Source organism: Paenibacillus pasadenensis, from assembly GCF_023715725.1.
GTDB lineage: Bacteria > Bacillota > Bacilli > Paenibacillales > Paenibacillaceae > Paenibacillus_O > Paenibacillus_O pasadenensis_A.
This window is the reverse complement of sequence record NZ_JAMBOT010000020.1, coordinates 1-14130: the sequence shown is the minus strand read 5'-3', so window position 1 is coordinate 14130 and position 14130 is coordinate 1. Positions and strand designations below refer to the sequence as shown.

The 14130-nt window shown below is 48.2% G+C and carries 12 protein-coding genes and 1 pseudogene; 12 read left to right on the top strand and 1 reads right to left on the bottom strand.

The genetic code is table 11. The features are described 5' to 3' along the window. Nucleotides 1-20: 20 nt before the first annotated feature. From M3223_RS23240 to M3223_RS23215, 6 genes are all read left to right on the top strand, one after another. A complete protein-coding gene (locus M3223_RS23240) occupies nucleotides 21-401 on the top strand; it encodes a VOC family protein (protein ID WP_251566117.1) in 381 nt (126 codons plus the stop codon). Nucleotides 402-733: 332 nt separating this feature from the next. Further along, entirely contained in the window at nucleotides 734-3115 is a 2382-nt protein-coding gene (locus M3223_RS23235; protein WP_251566115.1) for an RICIN domain-containing protein, read from the top strand. A gap of 407 nt (nucleotides 3116-3522) precedes the next feature. After that, nucleotides 3523-4956, top strand: coding sequence for an RICIN domain-containing protein (locus M3223_RS23230; RefSeq protein WP_251566113.1), 1434 nt, complete (start codon nucleotides 3523-3525; stop codon nucleotides 4954-4956). A gap of 278 nt (nucleotides 4957-5234) precedes the next feature. After that, nucleotides 5235-5660, top strand: coding sequence for a MarR family winged helix-turn-helix transcriptional regulator (locus tag M3223_RS23225; RefSeq protein WP_251566111.1), 426 nt, complete (start codon nucleotides 5235-5237; stop codon nucleotides 5658-5660). Between the two features lie 68 nt (nucleotides 5661-5728). Then, nucleotides 5729-6067 carry a DoxX family protein gene (locus M3223_RS23220; RefSeq protein WP_251566109.1) on the top strand — a complete coding sequence of 113 codons (339 nt, stop codon included), beginning with the start codon at nucleotides 5729-5731 and terminating at the stop codon, nucleotides 6065-6067. Nucleotides 6068-6130: 63 nt separating this feature from the next. Continuing rightward, entirely contained in the window at nucleotides 6131-6979 is an 849-nt protein-coding gene (locus tag M3223_RS23215) for a helix-turn-helix domain-containing protein (protein WP_251566107.1), read from the top strand. Between the two features lie 61 nt (nucleotides 6980-7040). Here the strand turns inward: M3223_RS23215 and M3223_RS23210 are convergent, their stop codons facing one another. Beyond that, nucleotides 7041-8333 (bottom strand): DUF455 family protein, encoded by a 1293-nt coding sequence (locus M3223_RS23210; RefSeq protein ID WP_251566105.1) that lies wholly within the window; start codon nucleotides 8331-8333, stop codon nucleotides 7041-7043. A 190-nt stretch (nucleotides 8334-8523) separates the two neighbouring features. Between M3223_RS23210 and M3223_RS23205 the strand changes: the two genes are divergently transcribed. From M3223_RS23205 to M3223_RS23180, 6 genes and pseudogenes are all read left to right on the top strand, one after another. Next, nucleotides 8524-9168: a formylglycine-generating enzyme family protein gene (locus M3223_RS23205; RefSeq protein WP_251566147.1), complete on the top strand. Its 645-nt coding sequence runs from the start codon at nucleotides 8524-8526 to the stop codon at nucleotides 9166-9168. Between the two features lie 78 nt (nucleotides 9169-9246). Continuing rightward, a complete protein-coding gene (locus M3223_RS23200) occupies nucleotides 9247-9789 on the top strand; it encodes a GNAT family N-acetyltransferase (protein ID WP_251566103.1) in 543 nt (180 codons plus the stop codon). Nucleotides 9790-9939: 150 nt separating this feature from the next. Beyond that, nucleotides 9940-10329 (top strand): MerR family transcriptional regulator, encoded by a 390-nt coding sequence (locus M3223_RS23195; RefSeq protein WP_251566101.1) that lies wholly within the window; start codon nucleotides 9940-9942, stop codon nucleotides 10327-10329. A 16-nt stretch (nucleotides 10330-10345) separates the two neighbouring features. Continuing rightward, entirely contained in the window at nucleotides 10346-11170 is an 825-nt protein-coding gene (locus M3223_RS23190) for an NmrA family NAD(P)-binding protein (RefSeq protein WP_251566100.1), read from the top strand. A gap of 16 nt (nucleotides 11171-11186) precedes the next feature. After that, a complete protein-coding gene (locus M3223_RS23185; protein ID WP_251566099.1) occupies nucleotides 11187-11489 on the top strand; it encodes a hypothetical protein in 303 nt (100 codons plus the stop codon). A gap of 654 nt (nucleotides 11490-12143) precedes the next feature. Then, nucleotides 12144-14130 (top strand): annotated as a pseudogene (locus M3223_RS23180) (fibronectin type III domain-containing protein); the annotation flags it as partial.

The window sequence follows — 14130 nt, the reverse complement described above, 5'->3', positions numbered from 1 at the left end:
ACGAGAAGGGATGAGAGTAAATGAACAAATTCAGCCACATCGATCTGCGGGTGAATCATTTGGAGCGGGCGCTGCCGTTTTACGAAAAGCTTCTCCCAGCGCTAGGATTTACCCGGACTTTCCACAGCGAGAACTGGAAAGTGTTCGCTGCTGACGGTGAGCTGCCATCCGCCGCTTATTTTGCGATTACGGAAGATCCGGATCATGTGCCAAATCGTAATTTGGTTGGATTTTGGGGTGAGGACCGGGCCGAGGTGGACCGGATTGCATTAATTGTGAAGGAGTCAGGCGGAACGATTACCGACGGAACCCGTGAATTTCCGATAAGCCCAACCTATTATGCCGTTTATTTTGCAGATCCTTGCGGAAATCAGTATGAGATGGTTCATCGGTTAAATTAGGCGCTTCCGGCGGTTAATGGCTGCTGATCTCACGATAGGATTAACATTCAGGAAGCAAGTCGCCGCTGCGGCTGCTTCCTTTTTTAATGGATGAAAAATAGCTTGGATCAGACTGAAAGTATCGAAATATTATCCATCTTTTTTCAAAATATTTTCTATTGACGCTATAATGCGGATTCATTACTATTCAAATCATGAAACCCTTTTCATATTGAATGATGTACCCGGCATATTTTTGAGCAAAGGAGGGATTTAAGGGCACAGGAAGTGAAAGACTCATGATTTGAATTTATGAATCCGCTTACATTAAAATTTATTCAAGGAGGATCATAATGAATAACAAACGAATCCAAAAACCATTTTGGCTCTCGTTGTTTACAATCTTTTGCCTATTTGGTGTTGCACAGGCGGTATCTGCTGCACCCGTTTCCGTACCTAATGGGGTCCAGTTTACGGATTCGGACAACAATCTGGTTCAAGCGCATGCAGGTTCCGTAATGAAAGAGGGAAATTATTATTATTGGTTTGGCGAAAACCGCACGGAGACCGCCGACAATAAATACTATGTATCTGTTTATCGCTCTACCGATCTGAAAAACTGGGAATTTCGAAACCATGTGCTTACCCGGAACTCGGCTCCGGAGCTGGCGCTTGCTTACATCGAACGGCCCAAAGTAATTTACAACAGCACGACAGACAAGTACGTGATGTGGATGCATAAAGAAAACGGCATTAACTATTCGGAAGGCCGGGTAGCTATCGCTTATTCCGATACGATCGACGGTGACTATACGTATACGGGAAGTTTTCAACCAACGGTTAACGGAGTCTCTTATGATTCCCGCGACATGACGTTGTTCCAGGACGATAACGGGGATGCTTACCTCTTCTCCTCCGCATCGTCTCCGACGAAGCCGAACAGCTGGAACTCGACCATGAACATTTTCAAGCTTACGGACGATTACATGAATGTAGATAGCAAGATAAATACGATATTTGAGGGGCTTTACCGTGAGGCTCCAGCAGTATTTAAGCGTAACGGCGTTTATTTTATGCTGAGCTCCACGACTTCAGGGTGGAATGCGAATCAGCAAAAATATGCGACAACGACGGATCTTGCCGGCACATGGTCCTCAAATACGAATGTGGGGAACAGCAACAATTATGATTCGCAGACCGGATTTGTTCTGCCCGTACGGGACTCCAGCAACAATGTCGTCACATATCTGTTTATGGGGGACCGGTGGGGGCCTTCCTGGGGCGGGAAAATACCTCAATCCAAATACGTTTGGGCTCCAATCGTGTTTACTTCTAACACTTCCTTTACTTACAGCTACTACGATAACCTTACGATCGATACGGCAGCCGGGACGGTAACAGGATCGGATAATGCATGGGATTTTAACGGGTATTATAAAATGACAAACCAAAACAGCGGACTTGCCTTATCGACTCAAGGAACCGCTGAGGGAGCTAACGCCGAGCAAGCAACGCCTGCGAATAATTGGTCTCAATTATGGAAATTGGTTCCGGTAGATAGCTCTAACGACTATTTCTACATCGTCAATCAGGCTAACAACAAGTATTTGTCCTTGAACGGGGTTTCTTTAGACAATGGCGTTCAAGTTATTCTGTCGGCGCCGGCCAGTCAATACAATCAGCAATGGCAAATTAATAAGTCCGATAACGGAACGTACACGTTAATCAATCGAAAAACGAAAAGTTATTTGGATGTGCAAAATCAGTCGCAGCTGGCCGGAACGCCGCTTGTTCAATGGCTGCAAACAGCAGGAGCAAGTCAAGAGTGGAGCATGGAGCTGAGCAGCAGCACGCCTCCGCCAGCAGCGGTAGACACAGCAAAAACGTACGCTCTAACCAATCGCAACAGCGGAAAATCTCTCGGAACCGTTGCTAATTCCACAGCAGATGGCGCTAGCATTGAACAGCGAGGCTATACTGGAGCTGCAAGCCAGGCCTGGAAATTCGTTGACGCGGGCGCCGGTTATTTTAAAATTAAAAACGTCAACAGCGGCAAGTTCATGGATATTTCAGGAGCTTCGGCTGCGGATGGAGCGAATAATATTCTCTGGACTGAAACGGGCGGTTTAAATCAGCAATGGCAGCTGGTAGATGCAGGGTCCGGCTATTATAAAATTAAAAATCGCAACAGCGGCAAAGTGCTGGCTATGAATGCCGGTTCTACGGCGGATGGCGCGTTAAGCATTCAGTGGTCGGAAACGGGCTCATTGAATCAAAATTGGAGCTTCTCGGAAGTTGCGGCAATCGACCTGACCAAGACCTATTCGCTTACGAATCGCAATAGCGGTAAATCGCTGGGCATTTCGAACAATGCGGCAACGGACGGCGCAGCGGTTATTCAGAACCCGTCCGGCACAACTTCAAGCCAAGCCTGGCAATTTGTATATGACTCAGCAGGCTATTACAAAATTAAAAATGTGAACAGCGGCAAATTCATGGATGTGGCCGGGTCATCAACAGCAGACGGCGTGCAAGTGGTTCAAGCGGCTGGCAGCACAAGCACGAGCCAGCAATGGCAGCTGATGGATGCAGGGGGCGGTTATTTTATCGTCAAAAACCGCAATAGCGGTAAAGTGCTCTGCATGAACAACGGTACAACAGCGGACGGCGGAAACAGCATTCAGTGGACGGTATCGGGGTCGGCCAATCAAAATTGGAGCTTTTCGGTTATTTAATCGGATGGACTGAAGGCAGGAGCAGATTGCCGAGGTTGCGGCGACTGCTTCTTTTTTTATTTGGCGAAAAGTGTAAAGGAAAAATGGTTATTTGAGTCTGTACGCAAACTCATTTGAGCCAAACCGAATGGAAAGCAACGTCAAAAAAGCCTTGAACATGCTCGCTGTTTTTTCGTAACGTGTAACCAGGCGGCTACTTTGTTAAAGAAGCATTCAATCAAGTGACAAAGACTGCTTATAGGTTATGGAGGAGCCTGCGAAGTATTGAAAAAATGTCCATCTTTTATCAAGATGTAGTCTATTGACACTATAATGCGGATTCATTACGATACAAAACGTCCCCCTTTACATGACAAGTTCGAATTCATGAATCCGATTACATTAAAATTATTGCAAGGAGGTTCACGATGAATAACAAGCGTATCCTATCCGCCGCACCTGTTTCCGTATCCAATGGGGTTCAGTTTACGGACTTGGATAACAATCTAGTTCAAGCGCATGCAGGCGCCGTATTAAAAGAGGGAAATTATTATTACTGGTTTGGTGAAAACCGCACAGAGACCAGCGACAATCAATATTATGTGTCTGTCTATCGCTCTACCGATCTGAAAAACTGGGAATTTCGAAACCATGTGCTTACCCGGAACTCGGCTCCGGAGCTGGCGCTTGCTTACATCGAACGGCCCAAAGTGATTTACAACAGCACGACAAACAAGTACGTGATGTGGATGCATAAAGAAAATGGCATTAACTATTCGGAAGGCCGGGTAGCTGTCGCTTATTCCGATACGATCGACGGTGATTATACATATACGGGAAGCTTTCAGCCGACGGTAAACGGGGTCGCTTATGACTCCCGCGATATGACGCTGTTCCAGGACGACAACGGGGATGCGTACCTCTTCTCCTCCTCCTCCTCTCCGACGAAGCCAGACAGCTGGAACTCGACCATGAACATTTTCAAGCTTACGGATGATTACATGAATGTAGATAGCAAGGTGAATACGATATTTGAGGGGCTTTACCGCGAGGCTCCGGCAATATTTAAGCGTAACGGCGTGTATTTTATGCTGAGCTCTACAACCTCCGGGTGGAATGCCAATCAGCAAAGATATGCGACAACGACAGATTTCGCTGGAGAATGGTCCACAAATACGGATGTGGGGAACAGCAACAATTATGATTCGCAAACGGGATTTGTTCTGCCCGTACGGGATTCCAGCAACAATGTCGTCAGTTATCTATACATGGGGGACCGGTGGGGGCCTTCCTGGGGCGGAGGAGTACCGCAATCCAAATATGTGTGGGCTCCAATCGTATTTACTTCTAACACTTCCTTTACTTACAGCTACTACGATAACCTGACGATTGATACGGCAGCCGGAACGGTAACGGGATCGGATAATGCCTGGGATTTTAACGGGTATTATACAATGACAAACCTAAACAGCGGGCTTGCCTTATCGATTCAAGGAACCGCCGAGGGAGCTAACGCCGAGCAAGCAGCGCCAAAGAATGACGGGTCTCAACTTTGGAAATTGGTTTCGGCAGAAAGCTCTAACGACTATTTTTACATCGTCAATCAGGCCAGCAATAAGTATTTGTCCTTGAATGGGGATTCGTTAGACAATGGCGTTCAAGTTATTTTGGCGGCGCCTGACAATCAAGAGAATCAACAATGGCAAATTAATAAGTCCGATAACGGAACGTACACGTTAATCAATCGGAAGACGAAAAGTTATTTGGATGTGCAAAATCAGTCGCAGCTAGCCGGGACGCCGCTTGTTCAATGGCTGCAAACAGCAGGGGCAAGTCAAGAGTGGAGCATTGCGCTGCGCTAAACAGCACGCTTCCCGCAGCAGCGGTAAACACAACAAAACTTATGCTGTAACCAATCGCAACAGCGGACAGTCTCTCGGAATCTCTACTAATTCCACGGCAGACGGCAATCGGACGGATTTAAGGTAAGGCAGGAGCAGATTGCCGCAGTTGGCGTCTGCTCTTTTTTTGTGGACCGAAAATAATGAATCCTCAAACGAGGATTGCCGCTACATTGGCTTGACAGAAAACAATCCGCTTAGTATTTTATATGGTATAGCATATAAATTGGAGGCTGGTTATGGAGCTTCATCATTTAACGGGGTTTCTGATTAACCGTACTGATGTTAAACTGACTAATTTTTTCACCAAACAACTGAAGCCGTACGAAATAACGCCTGAGCAGTGGGGAATTATTAGCGTGTTAGATGGAGCTCGAGCAACAACGCAAAAGGAGCTTGCCGAAGCAATCGATCGGGATCAGACTACAGTTGTACGAATGATTCACTCTCTTGAAAAAAAGGAAATCGTGGATCGGAAATTAAATGAGATGGATAAACGCTCCCATAACTTATATTTAAGCGAGAAAGGTGTCCTGCTCAAAGCAAAGATTGAGCCGATTGTCATCGGGGCGCATAATCATGTGACGAGGTTTTTGAACGAGGATGAAAAGCAGGAGTTAACGGTTATTCTAAATAAACTGTATGACAGTGTCAGAGACGAATAATTTGATTCTTCCTGCATTTATATGCTATAGCATGTAAGTGAAATTAAAACAAGAATTGAGGTAGCTGCATGGCCGTCACTATTTTACAAATACTTATTGGGATTTTCTTTATGTTTACGGGCATTAAAATTATATCCGGTAAAATGGCAGCCGAGTTTGAACGATTTGGAATGCCACCCATGTTCAACTTCTTAACCGGTTTGATTGAACTAACAGCTGCTATCGGCATGGTTGTTGGTATTTGGTTTCCGGTCTTGGCTGTTATCTCGGGAGCTCTCTTGGCGGGTACTATGATAGTTGCGGCTTTTGTTCTTATCGTTGTCGCCAAAGATCCTTTTACAAAAGCAGTTCCGGCCCTTGTTCTCTGTGTGTTTTCCGTTACGATTAGTCTGTTGCATTTGTTGTGAAATTCTATTTTTTGCATCTATAATTGAACTTAACGATGCAGTGATCGAGGAGGCATGGATTCGATGAATAAAACGATTGATCAACAAATCAGTCCATTGCCAATCCGATTGGTTGAGCTTCTGGTCGACCGCAGCAGGCTGAGCTTGCAAAGCCTTATCATCCCCAGAATGGGGCATCTTCCGGGCCGGATTTCCCGCAGGAGCGACTCTATCTTTAATGATGTTGCGCTGGCTTATATCGCAGACGGCAGCGGCACTTACCAGGTGAACGACGAACCGATTCAGAAAGTGGAGAAGGGCAGCTTATTTTTTGTATGGCCCGGCAGCAAATTCAACTACGGACCGTTGGAAGGCGGCTCGTGGGAAGAGTACTATGTCGATATGATCGGGAGCCGGGTCGCGGAGTTCGAGGAGAGGGGCCTGGTCCAAAAGGGAAAGGTGCTGCAGGTCGGAGCCGATCCTGCCTGGATCAGAAAGCTGGAAACGTTGGCCTCCCTCTTAGAAAGCGGAGTTCCCGCCAATGCGGATCGTGCCGCGCTTCAGCTGGAGTCTCTGCTGTTTGAGCTTTCATTGATGACAGACACTAACTCGCATAAATCGAGTAAAAACCTGGATGTGATCGACGATCTCGCCCAACTCCTTTATGATCCGATTGACGCCGAAGCGATTGCCCGCAGACATAACATATCCGTTTCAACGCTTCGCCGGTTAGTGAAGGAGCATTCGGGCTACCCGTTAAACGAATATTTTCACCGCTTGAAAATTAATGAAGCGAAAAAGCTGATCGTAAACACAACGTCAAGCATTAAAGAAATTGCGTTGGCGCTCCAATATACGGATGTATACTACTTTTCTCGACTGTTCACAAAATATGCCGGTATGTCGGCGAAGAAGTTCCGCGACAGCATTTGAATTTAGCAAAAGGCAACGTAAAAAGCGGGCTCCCGATTTAATTCAGGAGCCCGCTCTTCTTTTATTTGTCCGGAGCAAGACCGAGAGCTTCCAGCTTTTTATCCATCCGCTCCAGGAAACCTTCATACCCATGCGTTCCGTTGACATGATGGCTGCCGATCCAGGCGCTCCACTCTTGCGCTATATTGTTGCCCTCGTCAATGGTTTGCTGCTTGCTCCATTCCGGGAATACGGCCTTCAGCCAGGCAACCCCGTAGGAGATGTGACCGGACTCATCCGCCCAATCGTAGTCGCAATCCTGCGCGGCGGCAAGGTCGTTCTTTTCCATAAATTTGGTTTTCATGCTTGATTTGTTGCGGGGCCCGCCTTGCTCCAGCCGATGAAGCAGCAGCAGCAAATGCCTTACGCCTCTTGAGCGGAAAGCCCGCCAATGATCCGGCACCATCGGGTAATCAACCCCTACTTCGAGCCCCATATCGGTCAGTCTTTCCACGCCCATCATGGCATGGCGGATTTCGTCGTAACACCATCTTGCCGCGCCATGGTAGAGCTCCCACGGCATATTTTTATATTCCCAGATCAGAGCGGCCGGGGTCTCAGAAGCCCAAACCTCGTTGGCATGATCTACAGCTGCGGCAATTTGCTCCTCGGTGAAGTTTCTGGCAGGTCTGGGCGATACCTGCGTAACGGCCGGCATCCAGGAAGCGTCCCGGCCTCCCTCCATCGGCAGCTCGTATACGAGGCCTTCGAGAACAGAAGCAGCGGACGGATTAATCGGCTGGTCTGGTCCGTGGAAGCCGCCGCAGGATGAAAGAGCGCCGCTAATGGCAGTTATCCACTCTCCGTGTTCGTCCGCATTCGCTGCTCCTGGGGATTCACGCATGATTTTATCGTATTCTTGCAGCTCCATATTGAGTTCATCGATGACCCTCTTCAAATAAAGATGGCTTGGCGCATCGTCGAGGGGGTCGGAGGCATCCAAATACTCGTTAAGCGCCTTAATCATAGAAGGTTTGATTATTTCATAAACGGAATGCAAAAATTGCTCGTCGGTGGGAGCCGTCGGTATTTTTTCCAAGGTAAAAAGCAGATTCACATCGGCGTTGTCCTCAACATCCACTCGCGGGTACCGCAAATCCAGCGTCCGCAACCGAAGCATATCGGCGTGTAAGGAATCCAGCCAAATGTGTCGAGCCAGCAATTTTTTGCCCGGCCACCAGCGCATAGCAGGGAGATATCCGGCCATGGCCCGCATCGTTTCTTTTACAGTGCGGTAATATCGGCGCATCATTCTACTGGCGGTTTCGACGTCTCTAAGCTTTAGATCCATAGGAGCTGATAAATGATCAGACATGATGCTATCCCTCCAAAGGTAAGGTATTTAAGCGAATTTGCTGTCCTGCGTACCTGTTTCGGACATAAATATACCTTGAGAAACGTCGTCTTGAAATGGAATGGATGTCACCGATGATGGATTATATAGTCAAGTTTTGAATGGAGGAGCCGGAGTGTCATATGCATGGCGTCAACAAGCCGAATACCCGATGGTGAATATTCCTGCGGGAGAGGTTCAATTAAGGGATGACCGGATCAAAAAGCTGTGGACAGAACGGATTGAGGCTTTTCAGCTTGCGCCGATTCCCGTTACAAAAGCTTTATTCTGCTCCATCATGCATCAGGAGGACCGGCTTGGCGAGGATGGTAAAGTGCCTGTTACGGAAGTGTCCTGGCAGGATGCAATTGCCTTTTGTAATTTATTTTCCAGGCAATCCGGACTACAGGAATGCTACACGGTAAATCCGGTTGATAATACGGTCGTGTGGAATCGAGAGTTGAATGGATTTCGGCTGCCGACGGAAGCCGAGTGGCAGTTTGCTTGCAGAGCGGGAACAGACGGATACCGGTATGGAGAGCTGCAGGACATCGCTTGGTATCAGGAAAATTCCGAGGGCAAGGTGCAAGAGGCAGGCAGGAAGGAGCCCAATGCGTGGGGGCTCTACGACATGCTGGGCAATGTTTGGGAGTGGTGCTGGGACGTGTATGATGCAAACGTCTACGGTACGTATCGAATCTTCCGTGGCGGCAGCTGGGCGGAGGAAGCGAGAGGATGCGGTGCGACATGCCGCCGCCGCAGCCATCCGACGTTTTATATTGACGATCTCGGCTTTCGGCTTGCGCGGTCGCTGTAAAACAGGAAATGCACGGGCAGATATAATTTTGTCTATGCTATAATTCTCTCATGATCTAAGTTGGAAAGGCTGATATAAATGTCGGAGCCACGCGTATACATCCGCTTCCCTGAAGAGAGAGACGCCGCGCCATTAACGGTAATGTACAAGAACAACCGGGAGTTTTTCCAGCAGTTTTCGCCGCATAATGCTGAGGAATTTTATACGGAGCCTTACCAGCTCAAAATGATTTATGAGAGCAAAAATGATGCGCTGGAGGATCGGAGGTATTCCTTTGTGATCTGCCTTAAGGAGGAAGATAGGGTAATAGGCAGCATCGATCTGTCCTTTGTGGCAAGGGGAGTGCTTCAAAGCTGTATGGTCGGCTACAGCCTGGATCAGGCCTATAACGGCAAAGGATATATGACGGAAGCTCTGAAACAGGTCGTTCAATATGCCTTTGATAAGCTGAAATTCCACCGGGTAACCGGAGAAGCATCTCCCCGCAACCCAGGTTCAATCCGCGTGCTGGAGAAGGCTGGTTTTCAGAAAGAGGGCATCGCTCGAAGCAATGTGAAAATTAACGGAAAATGGGAGGATCATCAGGTGCTCGCCATTATTAATCCGTCTGAACACATTTAAACGCAGGCTGTTTATGAAGCCGGGCTAGTCAGGGTACTTCTGGCGGAGCCCGGTTTTTCTTTTCCAGACGGCTGAAAAAAGCTCTTGACCTTATCACTAATGTCATACTTTATGATGAGGTTAATTATGGAAACGAAGGGAGGGCCGTCAATGAAAATAAGTCAAATAGCGAAATTAACCGGAGCCAGCGCCAGATCCGTCCGTTACTACGAAAAGAAAGGGCTGCTTACGGCTGCTCGTCAAGACAATAACTATCGCGAGTTTGACGAATCAATTGTGGACTTAGTCAGTACGATTCAGATGTATCTTGGATTAGGTTTAACAACGGAGCAGATCAAAGCCGTTATACATTGCGATCTTTCCGGTAAGGACGAATCCGCGCCAAGTAGCAAAAAAGATGAATACTGCGCAGAGCTGCTGCAGCATTACGAAGCTAAATTACATGAGGTTAATGAACAGAAGAAGGCCATTGAGGAAGTGCAGCAGCGGCTGGAAAAGCAGATCAAGACGATGAAGGAAAACCGGGATAAGTGGGTTTAACATAGGAGGATGAATGATGACCATTTTAGTTACGGGAGCAAGCGGAAATGTAGGCCGTTATGTTGTCGAGCATCTTGTGGGAGCGGGTCAGCAGGTGCGGGCGCTGACGCGCCACCCCGAGAGGACGGATTTTCCGGAGGGAGTCGAGGTCGTATATGGCGATCTTGCGGTGCCGGAATCTCTAGCGCCGGCATTTAACGGTGTGACCGCAATGCATTTAATTACGTTTAACAGCGACGGATATGGTCCGCTGCAAACAGGGCCGGAAATTGTTGAGTTGGCGGAAAAGGCCGGAGTACGCCGGGTAACGGTGTTGTGGAGCGGTGTGAACGGTCCTGTGGAGCAGGCCGTGGAAGCCAGTGGCCTGGAGTGGACTTTTCTCCAGCCAGCGCCTGAGTTTATGTCCAATGCGCTTGTTTGGGTCGATTCTATCCGCGAGGAAGGGATTGTGAGTGAACCGTTTCAACAGTCTTTGGATGCTATGGTACACCCATCGGATATCGGCAGCGTGGCTGCAACTGCGCTGATTCACGGCGGTCACGCGGGGCAGACCTATAATATTACCGGTCCTGAGGTGCTGACCATTCCGCAAAAGGTCCGCACAATTAGCGCGGTACTCGGAAAGGAAATTAAGTTTGTCGAGCTCACGGAGGAGCAGGCGCGCGAACGGATGCGGAAAAAGGGAGCTCAGGAGGATGTAATCGACTTTGTGATCGGCTGGCATGCCAACCCTCCTCAATCCGCCTATACCGTCGTTCCAACCGTTGAGCAGATTACGGGCCGTCCGGCCAAAACCTTTGCTCAGTGGGTGTCGGAACACGGGGACCGTTTTAAATCGTAAGTCTATCTGAAGGAAAATGTGGAAGGAGCTTCGGCTGGGCGATTGTCCCTGGAGTAACGTCCTTTGGATCGGCGCAGCCGTCCATTATGGCATGGACGGTCGGAAGAGCGTCGCCGGACCGACGCGGAGCCGCGAACAGCGCTTTCTTATCCGCATGGACGGAGGTATCGCTGTTGGCTCGGTCTTGCTTGGGGGTGTTGTGCAGATGTTCGGCTATGCAGGAATCTTCCGCTATTCCATCGTGTTTCTGCTCTTGCTGCTCGTTGTTTTGGCAGTCGGCATGTTAAGGCGGGACAGTATGGTTTCCGTTGAGGAATGATAGATTTTGGGAGAGGCCGCGAAGCGCGGCTTCTTTTTTATTTAAAAAGAGGCGGGCGGTCTTGAAGGGGGAAAATGTTAACTTGAATAAAATGGAAATTAGTAGTTGCCTTTGATAAAGTAAAAGTTGCCGTCAAGCCGTTCTATCCATTTCTCCAACGCTCGCTCCACCAATGGCAAAGCAATTTTTCCTCTGCAGACATTTCACCTGTTGGTGGTCGGCTCATGTAAAGGTATGTCGCAAACGTTTGAGGAAGTGCTTCGGCTTATTTGTCCCCATGACGTGGGATCTCAAAGTTTGCTCGGAGAAAGATCTCCATAGGGGTTTGCCCTTCCCTTCCTGGTACGCTGTTACGGCGGCTAACTTTCGAAACGTCCCTCGTCTTACCATACCTCACTCTTTTCTCATTAACTCGAATAAACACAAATGACCTCTTTTCAAAGTGTCTATTTTACGGGGCACAGTTCACTCATTTAGATGAGGTTTTTTTATTTGGGTCTTTAGTCTAAAATTTTCTGAATTCAATACCGAAAATAAGGAATAAAGGCCTAGTCATTAAATTGTAGACAACATAATTTTTACGCAGCAGGAGGTCATAAGCGGTTAGGAAAGTGTTAGGAAAGTTCTAGGAATTCAAAAGGGGTGGTATCAGTTATGAAAAAATTACTGTTGATAGGGATCAAATGGTTGTGTTGTATTGCTTTGGCACTAGGATCGCTTGCTGGATTAACAACAGCACATGCTGCGGTAGCCTGGGAGCCGGTAGGATCAGTCGGGTTCGCAAACGGTACGCATAACAGTCTGGCTCTCGACAACAACGGTGTTCCGTATGTTGCATTTGCTTCAGGCAGCACGATTAATGTTAAAAAGTATGAATTCGGAAGCTGGCAGGACGTTATCGCTTCGCCCGCTTCGTTTACAATGCGGGCGAATGATATGGTTAAAATCGCTTTTGACAATGACAATACGCTTCATCTTGCTTTTAACAACACTGGCGCCGGTAATAAGGTTGAGATTGTGAAATTAAATGGCAGCGAGTGGGTGCGTGTAGGAAACGCGGGAATATCTACAGCGAATGGTTATTATCAGAATTTAGTGTTTGACTCTCAAAATAATCCGGTGACGGCGTTTACGGATTTTGGACAATCAACCAAAACGATCGTTTCAAATCTTGTGAACGGAACCTGGACAAACTTGGGCGTATTGCCTTGGAACAACAGTACCGTATCACCATCAATGGCGATTGGTTCGGACAACTCCTTGTACGTTGCTTTTGTTGACGGCTCTGACAGCAACAAGGTTAAAGTGTATCAGTATAGTGCCGGTTTTTGGGACATGGTCGGTACGGCTGTGGGAACAGGCGTTAATTCCAACTATACCGTAAAACTGAAATTATCATCTGATAATATTCCATACGTAGATTTTATAGACGGTAGCCAATCCAGCAGGTTGACTGTCAAACGTTTTGTAGGCGGAATTTGGGAAACTTTGGGCGTTGAGGGATTCTCTCCTGCGGCAGATACGTTCATGTCGTTTAATTTGGACAGCGCAGACGTACCTTACGTAGCATTTGGGGCTAATTCCTATAAAGCAAACGTTATGAGATTTATTGACGGTGCGTGGGAGTATGTCGGAGGGGCAAATTTTCTTGACGATGTAAATCGCATATCGGTAGCTTTAGATCAGGAAGACAACGTATATTTCCACTATAAATCTACGACATCCACCAACCTTGGGGTTTATTACGCTAAACTTCCTTTGACAAGCGTAAAGGCAGTTGCAGGAAAAGAAAAGGCTGTTTTGAGCTTCAAAAATCCGACAGGAGCCACTTCTGTTATTGTGGAGCAATCGATTGACGGAGGTATGAACTGGTCTCCTTCCATTACGGAACCATTAAATGCCAGTTCAACTAGTGCAACGGTGACTGGGCTGAACAATGCAACCTTCTACACATTCCGTGTCAATGTAATTGGAGGTTTAAAACCAGGCCTCTCCAACGTTGTAAGCGCGACTCCGTCCGGTTCAGTGGAAGATGTAACGGTCACAGCGGGGGACAAGCAGGCTCATCTGTCATTTACCGCCCCGTCCGGATCAGCTTCCGTAGTGGTGGAGCAGTCGTTGAACGGAGGTGCGACGTGGACCACGGCGGCAACGGACGCTCCGCTCGATGCTAACTCGACGAGCGCAACGGTAACGGGACTGACGAATGGCACAGCCTATATGCTGAGGCTGATTATTACAGGAGGTTCATATCCCGGCATTTCTAATGTTGTGAATGTAACACCTGGTGAAGCTATAACGGATTTGACGGCTTCAGGCGAGGATGGTACCGCTTTACTGTCGTTTACCGCGCCGTCCGGAGCAACTTCCGTAACGGTGGAGCAGTCGTCCAACGGAGGCGCGACATGGATCACAGCGGCGACAGCGGAAACGCTGGATGCCAGCTCCACAAGCGCAACGGTAACGGGATTGACAAACGGAACGGGCTACAAGTTCCGTCTGGTCGTAACAGGTGGAGCGTATGCGGGCGAGTCGAATGAAGCGTCGGCAACGCCAGTGGCACAGATAGCCGACCTGTCCGCAGCACCGGGAGACGGAGAAGTGGGCTTGACGTTTACCGCGGCGTCCGGAGCAACTTCCG